At 53.0% G+C, this 13,648-nt stretch carries 14 protein-coding genes; all 14 read right to left on the reverse strand.

Annotated elements, in window-relative coordinates:
* Window positions 1-75: 75 nt before the first annotated feature.
* Window positions 76-1,467 (reverse strand): cell division protein FtsA, encoded by a 1,392-nt coding sequence (gene ftsA / locus ABD931_RS14770; protein WP_345268391.1) that lies wholly within the window; start codon window positions 1,465-1,467, stop codon window positions 76-78.
* Between the two features lie 5 nt (window positions 1,468-1,472).
* Window positions 1,473-2,246 (reverse strand): cell division protein FtsQ/DivIB, encoded by a 774-nt coding sequence (locus ABD931_RS14775; RefSeq protein WP_345268393.1) that lies wholly within the window; start codon window positions 2,244-2,246, stop codon window positions 1,473-1,475.
* Between the two features lie 33 nt (window positions 2,247-2,279).
* A complete protein-coding gene (gene murC, locus ABD931_RS14780) occupies window positions 2,280-3,668 on the reverse strand; it encodes a UDP-N-acetylmuramate--L-alanine ligase (RefSeq protein ID WP_345268395.1) in 1,389 nt (462 codons plus the stop codon).
* Between the two features lie 91 nt (window positions 3,669-3,759).
* Window positions 3,760-4,854: an undecaprenyldiphospho-muramoylpentapeptide beta-N-acetylglucosaminyltransferase gene (murG, locus tag ABD931_RS14785; RefSeq protein WP_345268397.1), complete on the reverse strand. Its 1,095-nt coding sequence runs from the start codon at window positions 4,852-4,854 to the stop codon at window positions 3,760-3,762.
* A gap of 12 nt (window positions 4,855-4,866) precedes the next feature.
* On the reverse strand, window positions 4,867-5,994 hold the full coding sequence (locus ABD931_RS14790; RefSeq protein WP_345268399.1) for an FtsW/RodA/SpoVE family cell cycle protein: 1,128 nt from the start codon (window positions 5,992-5,994) through the stop codon (window positions 4,867-4,869).
* A gap of 82 nt (window positions 5,995-6,076) precedes the next feature.
* Window positions 6,077-7,429 carry a UDP-N-acetylmuramoyl-L-alanine--D-glutamate ligase gene (murD, locus tag ABD931_RS14795; RefSeq protein ID WP_345268401.1) on the reverse strand — a complete coding sequence of 451 codons (1,353 nt, stop codon included), beginning with the start codon at window positions 7,427-7,429 and terminating at the stop codon, window positions 6,077-6,079.
* A 148-nt stretch (window positions 7,430-7,577) separates the two neighbouring features.
* Entirely contained in the window at window positions 7,578-8,405 is an 828-nt protein-coding gene (locus tag ABD931_RS14800; RefSeq protein ID WP_345268403.1) for a mechanosensitive ion channel family protein, read from the reverse strand.
* 3 nt (window positions 8,406-8,408) lie between these two features.
* Complete coding sequence (locus ABD931_RS14805) at window positions 8,409-8,591, reverse strand: hypothetical protein (RefSeq protein WP_345268405.1); 183 nt, start codon at window positions 8,589-8,591, stop codon at window positions 8,409-8,411.
* Between the two features lie 10 nt (window positions 8,592-8,601).
* Window positions 8,602-9,204 (reverse strand): RNA polymerase sigma factor, encoded by a 603-nt coding sequence (locus ABD931_RS14810; RefSeq protein ID WP_345268407.1) that lies wholly within the window; start codon window positions 9,202-9,204, stop codon window positions 8,602-8,604.
* A 150-nt stretch (window positions 9,205-9,354) separates the two neighbouring features.
* Window positions 9,355-10,188 (reverse strand): translation elongation factor Ts, encoded by an 834-nt coding sequence (gene tsf / locus ABD931_RS14815; protein ID WP_345268409.1) that lies wholly within the window; start codon window positions 10,186-10,188, stop codon window positions 9,355-9,357.
* 123 nt (window positions 10,189-10,311) lie between these two features.
* Window positions 10,312-11,163: a 30S ribosomal protein S2 gene (gene rpsB, locus ABD931_RS14820; protein ID WP_345268410.1), complete on the reverse strand. Its 852-nt coding sequence runs from the start codon at window positions 11,161-11,163 to the stop codon at window positions 10,312-10,314.
* Between the two features lie 180 nt (window positions 11,164-11,343).
* A complete protein-coding gene (rpsI, locus tag ABD931_RS14825; protein WP_345248789.1) occupies window positions 11,344-11,730 on the reverse strand; it encodes a 30S ribosomal protein S9 in 387 nt (128 codons plus the stop codon).
* An 11-nt stretch (window positions 11,731-11,741) separates the two neighbouring features.
* Complete coding sequence (gene rplM / locus ABD931_RS14830) at window positions 11,742-12,185, reverse strand: 50S ribosomal protein L13 (protein WP_345268412.1); 444 nt, start codon at window positions 12,183-12,185, stop codon at window positions 11,742-11,744.
* Between the two features lie 187 nt (window positions 12,186-12,372).
* On the reverse strand, window positions 12,373-13,581 hold the full coding sequence (mraY, locus tag ABD931_RS14835) for a phospho-N-acetylmuramoyl-pentapeptide-transferase (RefSeq protein ID WP_345268414.1): 1,209 nt from the start codon (window positions 13,579-13,581) through the stop codon (window positions 12,373-12,375).
* Between the last annotated feature and the right edge of the window lie 67 nt (window positions 13,582-13,648).

Below are 13,648 nucleotides of genomic sequence, written 5' to 3' on the forward strand. Positions count from 1 at the left end.
TCGCTATTGAATGGTCAGTCTACTCGTTGTCAGGTACCAAAAACCGGCTGTCTGGAGCCGGTCACGCGTACACGGTCAATATCTTTCGGTGTTGCCGATGTCGTCGTTCAGGAAGCTTTTTATGGCTTTCCAGACTCCCCAGCCGGTTTTCTCCTTAGTCTCCGTCTCTTTTGCCTTTTCCTCTTTGCGGCCGTTCGGCTCCTTCTCCCGTCCGTAAAGCGGGTTTGGTGTAGCCGGCATCGCCGGGCGAGGCTCTATGTGACGGGCCGGATCGCTGACGAACGAAATCCGCTCATCCAGCGACTTAAAGCCGGCCCAAACCAGGCCCAGGGCGGTGGCGTAGGCCGGGTCACCCACCAGATCGGCTCTGGGGTTGCGCTCCAACTGGTCGGGGTAGCCAATGCGCACATCCATTCCGGTTACGCGCTGAAATATACGCTCAATACCCGGCACGGATGCCGTACCGCCGGTCAGCACAATGCCGCCCAGCAGTTTGTGTTCGTAGCCCGACCGGGTAATTTCGGCCTGCACCATAGCCGCAATTTCTTTCAGCCGCTCTTCCATAATGATGGCCACATTTTTCAGCAGCACATCTTTTGGCTGGCGACCAGCCAGACCCGGCACCGAAACAACTTCGTTGAGTTTAACGTCTGCCGGATCAGCGCAGCCAAATTTCGTTTTCAGGAGTTCGGCCTGGGGCGGCAACACCTTACAGCCCTCCTGAATATCGGCCGTCAGCGTATTACCCGCCCACGGAAACACCGCCATATGCCGCAGCACATTCCGGTGATAAATAGCCACATCGGTAGTGCCCCCGCCAATATCCACCAGGGCCACGCCGGCTTCGCGCTCTTCGGCGGTCAATACCGCCAGACTGGACGCCAATGGCGACAGCAGCATCTGCTCCCGCTTGATCCGGCCATTGTCGGCCCGCTCCACGCACTTGCGGGTATTGGTAGCTGCGTTGGTTTGCGCGGTAATGATCTGGAACTCGGCACCCAGTTTCACGCCGTTGCGCCCGACCGGATCTTCTACCCCCAGTTCGCTATCGACGGTAAAATCCATCGGCAGCACATGAACGATCTCCATACCGGGCGGAATAACGGTGCGGTACATATCGCCCAGCAGGTGATTGATGTCGGAGATCGTCACCTCATCGCCGGGTGAGCTGCGGGTGATGCTGCCGCTCTGGCGACGGGCCGCCACATGCTGCCCGCTGAAGTTGACGTTGACCACCTGAATATCTAGATCGGACTGGTTGGCCGCTTCCGAAATAGCCTGTTCAATTGCTTTAGCCGTTTTGGTAATATTAACTACCGAGCCCTTGGTAACACCGTCTGAAGCGGCCCGGCCTACACCGAGTACTTCGAGCGTTGCGTGATCTTTGTTGCGAACCAGCCGCCCGGCAACAGCACACACCTTGGTGCTGCCAATATCGAGCCCTACCACAATCTTTTCGTCCGTCATTGTCTTTATTCGCACACAATTTGGTTACGGTACTGCACACTCACCCGTTTGTACGCCTGCGCGTCTTTGAGGGGCAAAATTCGTTTATAAAATACTTTCAGCTTTTTAAACTTCGTCTCAATATCGGTCGGTTCTCCCAGTTCGATCTGCTGCTCGCCCACCTGCGGGGAGATCACTACCTCTCCGCTTCGGTCTACCTCCAGTTCGGCCACCTGCGCCCGCCAGAACGGGTCGTTGTGAATAAACCGGAGCAGGTCCAGCAGCGGTTTGGCTTTTTCGGTCGATACCGAGCGCCGGTTCTCAAAATACGCCCCGGTCACTAACGGCACCCGCGCCGAGTAATTCATGGACAGGGCAAAAAACCGCCCTTCTTCGCTAATGTACCGCCCGGATGCCGACCGCAAACCATCGCCCGAGGCAATCAGCCGGGCCACCGGCCGGGGTTGCTCTATATCGACGATCAGGTTACCGCTCAGGTCACGCGATACCTGACACTTTTTGATCAGGCCGTACTGCGACAGTCGCTTTTCGAGCTTTCGCAAGTCGATTTCGCTGAACAGGTCTCCTACCAGGGGGTCGGCACCATCGTTGGTCAGGTAGCGCTTTACATCGCGCTGGGTCAAAAACCGGTGGCCGTCGAGGTCGGTTATCCGAACAACAATAGCCTGGCAACGCTTCTGATTATGCCGGACTTCCGTAAAAGCCAGCAAACCTAGGCCCAATAATCCGGCTCCCAGCGTCCATAACCACGATTTTTTTACTCCTAATGTAGAAAACATCTGTAAATAAGCTACCTGCGCATACAGATAAATTTATTCATTGGTAAGTAATTGACCTTTTATGCTCTCCAGCAACTGGTCAATATCCCCCGCACCGATGGTGACAACCAGTTCCGTCGGGCTTTCCCGCAGAACGGCCAACAGTTCGCCTTTGGTGCATTGCCGCTTACTTTTCGAGTGTACGTTCTGAAAAATAATGTCCGATGTCACACCTTCCATTGGCAATTCCCGCGCCGGGTAAATATCCAGCAGAATCACATGATCGGCCAGCGACAGGCTTTCGGCGAACTCATCGGCAAAGTCCCGCGTCCGCGAAAACAGGTGCGGCTGGAAAATGGCCGTCAGTTCCCGGTTCGGGTACAAGGCTTTTACCGACGACAGAAACGCCCGGATTTCGGTTGGGTGGTGGGCGTAGTCGTCAATAAACACCACCTTATCCGATTTAATATGGTACTCGAACCGGCGTTTAACCCCCCGGTAGCTGTTTAAGGCGTCGCGGATGGCCGCCGGCGAAACACCCAGTTCGAGCGCTACCGCCGAAGCCGCAATGGCATTCTCTACATTATGAAAACCGGGTACCGTCAGTCGAATAGCAGAAATAGCCCCCTGCGGATACATCAGGTCAAACACGAAGCAGGCATCGTCGATCCGCAGGTTGCGACTATGGTAGTCGCCCTCCTCCAAGGCGAACGCACGGGTTTCGGCCTTTGTTTGACCGGCCAGCCCTAAACCTTTTTTCTGGAACAGGACCCCTTCAGGCTTTATCTGGCCGACGTAAGCCCCAAACGAGTTCAGCAAGGCATTGCGGTCGCCGTAAATGTCGAGATGGTCGGCATCGGTAGAGGTAACAATGGCCAGGTGCGGGTACAGCGTCAGAAACGACCGATCGAACTCATCGGCCTCAACCACACAAACCACGGAAGACAAGTCTTCGGCCGGCTCATTGAGCAGAAAGTTAGTGCCGTAGTTCTGGGTGATGCCGCCCAGAAAAGCCGCACAGTTTACACCCGCATGCCGCAGAATATGGGCAACCATCGAGGAGGTTGTGGTCTTGCCGTGTGTACCGGCTACGCCTACGGCTTTCATCCGGCCTGCCAGTAAACCAAGTACTTGCGAGCGTTTCTGGGGGGTAAAGCCGTTTTCGGTCAGGTAGATATATTCGGTATGGGTCTTCGGTACGGCAGGGGTATAGATCACCAGCGTTTCGGCCGGATTCTGCCGGAAGGCTTCAGGTATCTTTTCGACAGCTTCGTCGAAGTGAATTGCCATCCCCTCCTGCTGCAGGGCCTCGGTTAGCGGAGTGGGCGTCCGGTCGTACCCGGCCACCTGATACCCATTAACGACAAACCAGCGGGCGAGGGCGCTCATACCGATACCCCCAATTCCCAGAAAATAGACGTATTTAACGGAATCTAAATTCAACCTGTTATTAATTTACGGTATGACTACTCGTCCCCGGCAATTTCAGAAAACTGGCCGAAAGGCTTGTAAACAATTTATTAACTGGTACGCTTTATAGTTCAGCCAGATTCAGCACAGCTTCAGCAATTTGCCGACCCGCGTCCGGCTTCGCCAGCTTCAGCATATTTTTGCTGAGTTCCTGCTGCTGAGCCGGATTATCAATAAGGGCCAGCGTAGCCGTAATCAGCTCTGTCCGGGCCGCCCGGTCGGCAATGAGCAGGGCTGCGTTATGCTCCACCAGGCTCATGGCATTTTTGGTCTGATGATCGTCCGTAGCCGCCGGAAACGGCACCAGAATGGCCGGTTTGCCGACCAGGCATAACTCCGACACCGACAGGGCACCAGCCCGCGATACTACCACCTCGGCAACGCCGTAGGCTTTATCCATTTCGTAGATAAAGTCGTACGGCTTCACGAGCGGAGAACCGGCATCTGCTGCGGCCTTGCGTGCCCGCTCGATAAACTGCGGCCCCGTCTGCCACACCACCTGAATACCGGCTTCAATGAAGCGCGACAAGCCCTGCTCCATCGTCTCGTTCAGCGTACGGGCACCCTGACTTCCGCCAATGACCAGCAGCGTGCGCCGGCCGGGTTCCAGCCCAAAGTACGGCAGACCAGCTTCCCGTTGCTGCTCAGCAAACTGAATGTCTTTCCGGACGGGATTACCCGTGGTAATGATTTTGTCGGCCGGGAAGAACTTGTCCATGCCCGGATACGCCACGCAGATGGTTTTGGCCCAGCGCGACAGCAGCTTATTGGTCAGCCCCGCGTAGGAGTTCTGCTCCTGAATCAGGGTCGGAATGCCTTTCAGGGAAGCCGCCAGCAGCAACGGCCCACTCGCATAGCCGCCAACACCCACGGCGACATTGGGCTTAAAGTCCCGGATAATCTGCTGCGCCCGCATAAAGCTACGACCCAGCTTCACCGGAAACGCCAGGTTCTCCAGCGTCAGTTCGCGCTTGATACCGACCACCGGCAGACCCACAATTTTGTAGCCTGCCTTGGGTACTTTTTCCATCTCCATCTTCCCTTCTGCCCCGACAAACAGAATCTCAATAGTCGGATCAATCGCCTTCAGTTCGTTGGCAATAGCAATGGCCGGATAGATATGGCCTCCCGTTCCGCCCCCACTTATGATTATACGCATTTTTTAAGTCTGCTAAATAGTACTTTCATCCGCTTCGTCGCGGCTGACGCTGAGCACGATACCGATAGCGATACCTGTAAAGAGCAGCGAGGTCCCCCCCATGCTCAGCAGCGGTAACGGCAAACCGGTTACGGGTACCAGCCCAACCGCCACGGCCATGTTTATCATAGCCTGTAAGACAATACTAAAGGTAAGTCCGGCAGACAACAACCCCCCAAAAGGTCGGGTACTCTTCTGAATCGCCCGCATTCCGCGTGCCAGCAGCCATATATAGGCCGCAATAGTGAGCACTCCTCCCCATAAGCCGTACTCCTCAACAATGATGGCAAAGATAAAATCAGAATACGGGTGGGGCAGAAAGTTCCGCTGGTGGCTATTACCCGGCCCCTGACCCTGCAAGCCCCCATTGGCCAGCGCTATGTATGATTGCTCAACCTGGTAATCAATCTTTTCGGTGTTACTGAAGCGCTCCAGACGACCTTTTACCGTTTCGTATCGCTTGCCCATCAGCAGGGCAATTCCGCCGACCAGCACACAAAACGCGACCATTCCAAGCAGGTATTTTCTGGGTACCCGGCCAATGTACATTAGCAGAAAGCAGGTTATACCCAGCAAGACCGCCGTTGAGGTATTGGTCAGGATAATGAGGGCACAAATGATGCCGATCCAGCCGATCATGTTGACCAGAACCTGGGGCTCGTATTTGATTCGCTGTCGCTTGGCCAGCATGGCCGCCAAATTGGCAATTAAAGACAGCTTGGCTAAGTCGGAGGGCTGAAAAGTCTGGTTGATAATGGGAATAGTAATCCACCGGGGCGCTTCGTTCAGCGTAGTGCCGTTAAAAAAAGTCCATAACAGCAAGGGTACCGACAGCCACATACCAAATTTGGAGAGCCGGGCGTAGTGCACATAGTTGAAGCGGTGGGCAATGTACATACACGCCAGACCCGCCACCACCAGGGAACCGTGCTTGAAGAGGTACATCTCGGTGTTGCCCTCCATTTTCTGGTAGGCGATGGTACCCGTAGCACTGTAGACTACCAGCACGCTCAGGATCGACAGAAATAGGACGATCCACCAGATCTGGCGATCCCCTTTCAGGTGGTCTTTGGCCCAGTCGCGAATTGATAAAGTTGTCATTAGGCAATAGTGGATAGTCGTTAGTCGATAGTCGTTAGTCAGTAGTTGTCAGTAATCAGGCGCCAGCACGATTGACGAACGACTATCGACTATCCACTAACCTCTGTACCGCTTCTTTAAACTGATTACCCCGGTCTTCGTAGTTGCGGAACAGGTCGAAGCTGGCGCAGGCGGGTGACAGCAGCACCACATCGCCGGGCTGCGCCCACGCCAGTCCTTTGGCTACGGCATCTTTCATGTCCTGCGTTTCGTACACAAGAGGTACAATGCCGGTGAAATACTCCGTCAATTTACGATTATCTTTTCCTAAGCAAATCAGGGCTTTCACTTTCTGACGCACCAGCCTATCAAGCTGGCTGTAGTCATTGCCCTTATCCAGCCCGCCGGCAATCCAGATGGTAGGTACTTCCATACTGGCCAGCGCATAAAATACCGAGTCGACATTGGTGGCTTTGGAGTCGTTGATGAACTGCACTCCATTGACCGTACCCGTCGGTTCAAGCCGGTGGGCTGCATTTTTGAAGGTTCCAAGGCCTTCGGCAATAGCCTCGCTATTTACCCCTACTGATTGAGCCGCCAGAATCGCCGACAGCATGTTAATGGCGTTATGCGGCCCTTTCAGCGGCAGTTCGGCCATGTCCAGGTTAAAGGCCTGCTCCCCGTAGCCGGCAATCAGCCGTCCGTTTTGCAGGTAGCCGCCGGGATTAACGGCCTGCTCCAGCGAGACCGGCAACCGGTTTACGTCCGGAGAGCGTTTTGCCAGTTCGTCGGCTATGGCTGGGTTCTCCCGAAAGTAGATAAAATTGTCCTGCGGCTGCATATTTTGCAGGATGCGAAACTTGGAGTTGACGTAATGCTGAAAGTTGTATTCGTACCGGTCGAGATGATCGGGCGTGATGTTCAGCAGAATGGCCGTGTGGAGCCGCGTCTGGTACATATCGTCCAGTTGAAAGCTGCTTAGCTCCAGTACGTAGTAGTCGAACGTGTCGTCGATTACCTGCCGGGCAAAGCTGTCGCCAATGTTACCGGCTAAGCCTACGTTGAGTCCGGCTGTTTTCAGCAGGTGATAGATCAGCAGCGTGGTGGTGGTTTTACCGTTGCTGCCGGTGATGCCGATTAACTTAGCCCTGGTGTAGCGGGCAGCCAGTTCGATCTCCGAAATAACGGGGATGCCTTTTGCTTTTAGCTGCTGCACCAGCGGGACTTTCTCCGGAATGCCGGGGCTTTTCACCACTTCGTCGGCCTGTAGAATGCGTGCTTCGGTATGGTGCCCCTCTTCAAAAGGAATACCGGCGTCGCGCAGAACAGCGCGGTAGTTGTCCAGCAATGGCCCTTTGTCGGACACAAACACGTCAAAGCCTTTGGCCTGCCCCAGCAGGGCGGCCCCAACACCACTTTCACCACCGCCTAATACAACTAATTTTTGCGCTGCCATCCCGTCCGGGTTAAGTTTACTCATTTGGGTCGGCAAAAATAAAGGAATAGTAGAAAAGCCCCGGCTATATGTCGTAGGCTTTTTTAGCTAATGCACCAAAATTATGTATATTTTTCCATAATTGGTAACATCAGGCACCGCCATTTACTTAATCAAAGACTTCTACCTTTTTTGACTGTAAGGCCTGTAAGGGAAAGATAGTTGTTGAGTCGCCCGTCTTTAGTGTCAGCGAGGTATTGTCAATCTGCATAATGCTCCCTTTTACATCATCAATCTGAATCGTCTGCCCTTCCCGAAATTTGTTTTTGGAATAGAACGACGACAGCATATTGGCCATTACATCCCGCGAAGCAATGCCGTAGCCGACGGCAAAGGCAAAAATCACTCCCCCGATGAGCAGGTTGAAGCTGGACTCCAGCAGTTCGGTGTTGATACCCGCCTGCCCCAGCGCACTGATTACGGTAATAATCAGAAAGAAAAAGAATACCACCATGCCCAGCAGCCGCCCTGACGCAATATTGAACGATTGGCAAACGCTGATTACGGCCCGCTTCAGCGCATCGGCCACCAGCACGCCAATCTGGAGCATGATTGCGGCCGCTACCAATTGCGGAATAAAATTGACCAGTGACAGCACCATGCTCGTTATAGCCGCCACACCCAGGGTTTCGGTAGCTGCCGTGATAAAAACCAGCAGGATAAAGTAATACAGCACCACGGCGACAATCTCGCTCAGTTTTATCTCCGTCTTAAGCTGCTTAATAATATCAATCTCGTTGAGCTTATCACCAATTTTATCAAACCCAACCCGGCTCAGCACCCGGCGAACCACCAGGGCTACGAGTTTGGCGACCAGCCAGCCAATCAGCAGGATAACCAGCGCCCCCACCAGCCGGGGCATAAAGCTCACAAACTGATCGATCAGCGTCTGAAACGTATTCAGCAGGATTTGGGTCAGATTAGGTAGATTATTCATGGGTTACGATTCGGTTTCAGATTGAGGTGAATCTGCCATAGAGGCCGCCACGCTAAACAGGCCGCCGGTGTATAGCACGACAACCTGTAGGGCATTCCGGATAAGGTCAATTTCCGCCACCAGTTCGGTTTTTACATGAGCCGGGCAACCGGCTTCCGGCTCTATCTGCTTAAAGGGGTTTTCCATAACTACGGGCTTAGCGGAATGGCCATTTACACGTACTCAGTAGTTTCAGCAGCAATACCAGCCAGAAGATCACTCTTTCCAGGTAATACTTCCGCAGCTTCTCCTTCGACCGTTTCAGGCGCATTTTAACCGCGCTTTCGGATACCTCCAGCATGCCGGCAATGTCCCGGATGCTGAGGTCGTCCTGGTACTTCATCATCAGAATACTTTGCTCGTCGGGCGTCAGGTGATCCAGCGCCTTGTGAAGCCGTTTAGCCTCCATGTCGGCCACCTCAGCATCATCAGTGTCAGTATAATCCGGAAAGTTTTCGTAACCTTCTTCTACATACACCTCCTTATGTTTATGGCTGCGCAGGTGGTCCATGCAATAGTTGTAAGTGACCGAGTACAGCCAGGTCGAGAATTTTGCCTGCTCCTTAAAGCTCCCCAGCTTGACAATAAGCCGCAGAAAAATGTCGTGCGTAAAGTCCTCGGCTTTGACCGGATCTTTGGTCAGTTGCAGGCACCGGCGGTACACCTTATCGCAGTATCGTTCATAAAGGACTTCAAAGTAAGCATTACGCTGGGTGACGACGTACGAGCGGATCAGTTCCTCGTCGGTAAGCTCTTTCATTCCGGCAGTACTTGGTTTCTGAGACGCTTTTATAGTAGTTTGGTAACGAAGAGCGGTTGGATAGACTGGTGTAAAATATGAAGCAATCTACTGAAAAACAAAAAAGCCCTGACCAGCAGGCCAGGGCTTACGAAGTGTAATTATAACGGATTAACCGATTGCTACGCGCTTGAACACCGATACGGTCAGGCCTTTGCTGGTGCGATCCAACAGTTGCGCAATCGTTACGGAATTGTCTTTGACGAACTCCTGGTTCAGCAGCGTATTTTCTTTGTAGAACTTCTGCAGCTTACCCATGGCAATGCGCTCCAGCATAGCCTCCGGCTTGCCTTCCTGGCGAGCCTGCTCCTTGCCGATTTCGATTTCACGCTCCACGATGGTCGCGTCAACGCCATCTTTATCCAGCGCTACGGGCTTCATAGCGGCAATCTGCATGGCAATGTCCTTACCTACTTCGGTCACATCGGTACCGTTAGCGTTGGTCAGCCCAACCAGTACACCCAGTTTACCGTTTGAGTGGATGTAAGACACCACTTTCTCCGCCGTCACGTTTTCGTAAGCAACGACGTCGATTTTCTCCCCGATTTTACCCATGAGGTCAACAATGTGCTCCTGTAGCGTGCGACCATCTTCCTGCGGAGCGGCCAGCAGGGCTTCTTTGTTTTCGGCGTTGGTGGCCAGCGCGGTTTCTTTCGCCCGGTTGGCCAGGTTCTGGAAATCCGCTACTTTCGATACCGGCTCAGTTTCGCAGGCCAGGGCGATCAGCTTACCGTTGGTACCGTCTTCGCTTACCTCTGCCAGCACAATACCTTCGGCCGTTGTGTTCTCGGCGCGTTTGTCGGCAATTTTCTGACCCTGCTTCCGCAGAATCTCTTTTGCTTTATCGAAATCGCCGTCGGCTTCGGTCAGGGCTTTTTTACAGTCCATCATACCGGCTCCGGTTTCCTGCCGAAGTCTGTTAACGTCTTGTGCGGTAATAGCCATAGTAAATTATAGAAATTGAATGGTTGTCAGAATAAAATTTGTTCATCTCCGGGTGGAGCACTATAATGGAATAGCCCGAAGCAGGGCTACGGGCTATTCGATTCATTGCCTTCGGAAGCGGAATTATTCGGCCCGGTCTTCTTCGGCAATGGCTGCAGGTGAGCCGGTAGCCTCCGGACCTTCAGCCAGTTTCGACTCATCTTCGGCCTTAGCCTTAATCAGTGACTGGTCTTCGAGCCGCTTGGCTTCTTCTTCTTCCTGCAGACGCTGATCGTCTTTATCTTGTTTACGCTCCAGCAGGCCTTCTTCAATGGCTTTTCCGATGGCCAGTGTAATCAGTGAAATGGATTTATAGGCATCATCGTTGGCCGGGATCGGGAAATCAACCAGATCCGGGTTCGAGTTGGTATCGCAAATCGCGAAGACCGGAATACCTAAGCGGTTTGCTTCGGCAACGGCAATATGCTCGCGTTTTACGTCTACCACAAACAGAGCTGCCGGTAGGCGCGTCAGGTCAGCTACACCGCCCAATACGCGCTCCAGTTTGTCTTTTTCGCGGGTTAGCGTCAGTCGCTCACGCTTTGCCAGATTGTTGACCGTCGTCTCGTCTTTCAACATCTTCTCCAGGCTTTGCAGTTTCTTCAGCGACTTCCGGATGGTGGCAAAGTTGGTGAGCATACCACCCAGCCAGCGGTCGGTCACGAACGGCATTTTCAGCCGGCGTGCTTCTTCCGACACAATTTCCTGGGCCTGCTTCTTCGTGGCCACGAACATCACCTTGCGGCCCGACCGAACAACTCCTTTGATGGCGTTCTGAGCCTCTTGCAGGCTGGCCAACGTTTTGTTGAGGTCAATGATATGGATACCGTTCTTCTCCATGAAGATGTACGGTGCCATTTTGGGATCCCACTTACGCGTCAGGTGACCAAAGTGTACACCAGCGTCGAGCAGGTCTTTATATTCTACTTGTGCCATTTTGCTTAATGAACAATGAATAATGAATGATTAAAAAATACGCAGCACAGTACGTCGGCATCATCTAAGTACTGTCTGGACTGTTTTTTCAGTTTCATGTTCCAGGTCTCAAGTTTCAAGTTGTAGACTATTAGCGTCAGCAACTTGGAACATGAAACATTGAAACTTGAAACAATTGGATTAGCGCTTGGAGAACTGGAACCGACGGCGGGCCTTGGCGCGACCGTATTTTTTCCGCTCAACCATGCGCGAGTCACGCGTCAGGAAGCCTTCTTTCTTCAGGGCCGGACGGAACTCCGCGTTTGACTCAACAAGGGCGCGGGAGATCGCCATCCGGATGGCTTCGGCCTGACCGGCAATACCACCACCCCGAACGTTTACTTTCACATCGTAGCTCTCGTTGGCATTGATAGTGGCGAACGGCTGCTTGGTGATGATCTGCAGAATCTCAGACGGGAAGTACTGGGTGTACTCTTTTCCGTTTACCTGGATGGCACCGGTACCGGGTGACAGATACACACGGGCAACAGCAGTTTTCCGGCGGCCAATGGTGTTAATTCTTTCCATTCTTTTGGTTCTTACAACTTAACTTCTTTCGGTTGCTGTGCGGTGTGGGGGTGCTTGTCACCGGCATATACATGCAGGTTGGTGAACAGGCGACGACCCAAACGGTTTCTTGGCAGCATGCCCTTTACGGCGTGCTCGATAACGCGGGTTGGATGCTTTTCCAACAACTCGCGGGGCGTAGTAAAACGCTGACCACCCGGATAGCCGGTGTGACGAACGTACACTTTGTCGGTCATCTTACGGCCGGTCAGACGGATCTTATCGGCGTTGATGATAATCACGTTATCTCCACAATCGACGTGCGGGGTAAAATTGGGCTTATGCTTGCCGCGGATAATGGCGGCCACCTGGCTGGCCAGCCGACCTAATACCGCGCCCTGAGCATCTACGACAACCCAATCCTTCTGCGCCGTTTCCTTATTGGCAGAGATGGTTTTGTAGCTTAACGTATCCACTGGATTTTGAGCGTATTGATTGATTTACAGACGATTTGCAAACACAAAAAACTCCCGTCCGAAAACGGGAGTGCAAATATAGGTGATAATTGGGTGAAAGACAAGAAATTTGTAGTTGTAAGTCGATGGTGGTTAGTCAATAGTCGTTAGTAATCAGGCGTCAGCACTAACGACTATCGACTAATCCCTATCTCAGCTTAAGCGTCACCAGACTGATTACCGCCAGCATGATACCCACAATCCAGAAGCGGGTTACGATCTTGGCTTCGTGATAGCCTTTCTTCTGAAAATGGTGGTGCAGGGGAGCCATCAGGAAAATTCGCCGGCCTTCTCCGAATTTTTTCTTGGTATAGCGGAAGTACGTTACCTGGAGAATGACCGACAGGCTTTCAACAAAAAAAATGCCGCACAGGACCGGAATGAGCAGTTCTTTCCGGATTGCCAGGGAGAGTACCGCAATGACACCACCCAGCATCAGGCTGCCCGTATCGCCCATAAACACCTGTGCCGGATACGAGTTGTACCAGAGAAACCCGACAAGGGCTCCCACAAAGGCTGCACAGAAAATCACCAGCTCACCCACGTTGGGAATGTACATGATGTTGAGGTACTGCGAGAAGATCTTGTTACCCGACAGGTAGGCCAACACCCCTAAGGTTAGTACAATGATCACGGAGGTACCACCCGCCAGCCCATCAATACCGTCGGTAAGGTTAGCCCCGTTTGATACGGCTGTAATAATGAACGTGACGATCAGCACAAACAGAATCCAGGTGTACTGCTCCGGAATAAAACCAGGCAGCAGTGAGCTGTAATCGAACTCATTGTTTTTGACAAAGGGTACCGTAGTCACCAAAGACTTTACGTCCCGGTACACATCCGGCGCAATGGAGGTGCTGAGCGTGCGCGGCTGGTAAATCCGGATCTTAACGTACTGGTTAAAGTACAGCGTTAAGCCAACAATCAGGCCGAGACCAATCTGACCGACAACTTTGAACTTACCGGCCAGGCCTTCCTTGTTTTTTTTGAAGACCTTGATGTAGTCGTCCAGGAAGCCGATGAGGCCGGTCCAGACGGCCGTTACCAGCAGCAGAATAATGTAGACATTAGAAAGTTTGGCAAACAGCAGCGCCGGAATCAGCATGGAGGCCAGGATGATGAACCCGCCCATAGTGGGCGTTCCCCGCTTTTTCATCTGACCCTCCAGCCCCAGGTCACGGATCTCCTCGCCAATCTGAAGGCTTCTGAGTTTATTGATGATACGACGGCCAAAAATGGCGGCAATGAGCAGCGACAACGCCAGAGAGCCGGCAGCGCGGAAAGACAGGTATCGGAATACCCCGGCTCCCGGTATATCGAACTGCTGATCTAAGTAGGAGAATAGATAATAAAGCATACTGGTAAGCTGAGGATCAGGGTATGGGCGGTTGCATTCCGGGGGTTCATACACCGATTACGCCATC

This window comes from Nibrella viscosa, from assembly GCF_039541875.1.
In the GTDB taxonomy this organism is placed as follows: domain Bacteria; phylum Bacteroidota; class Bacteroidia; order Cytophagales; family Spirosomataceae; genus Nibrella; species Nibrella viscosa.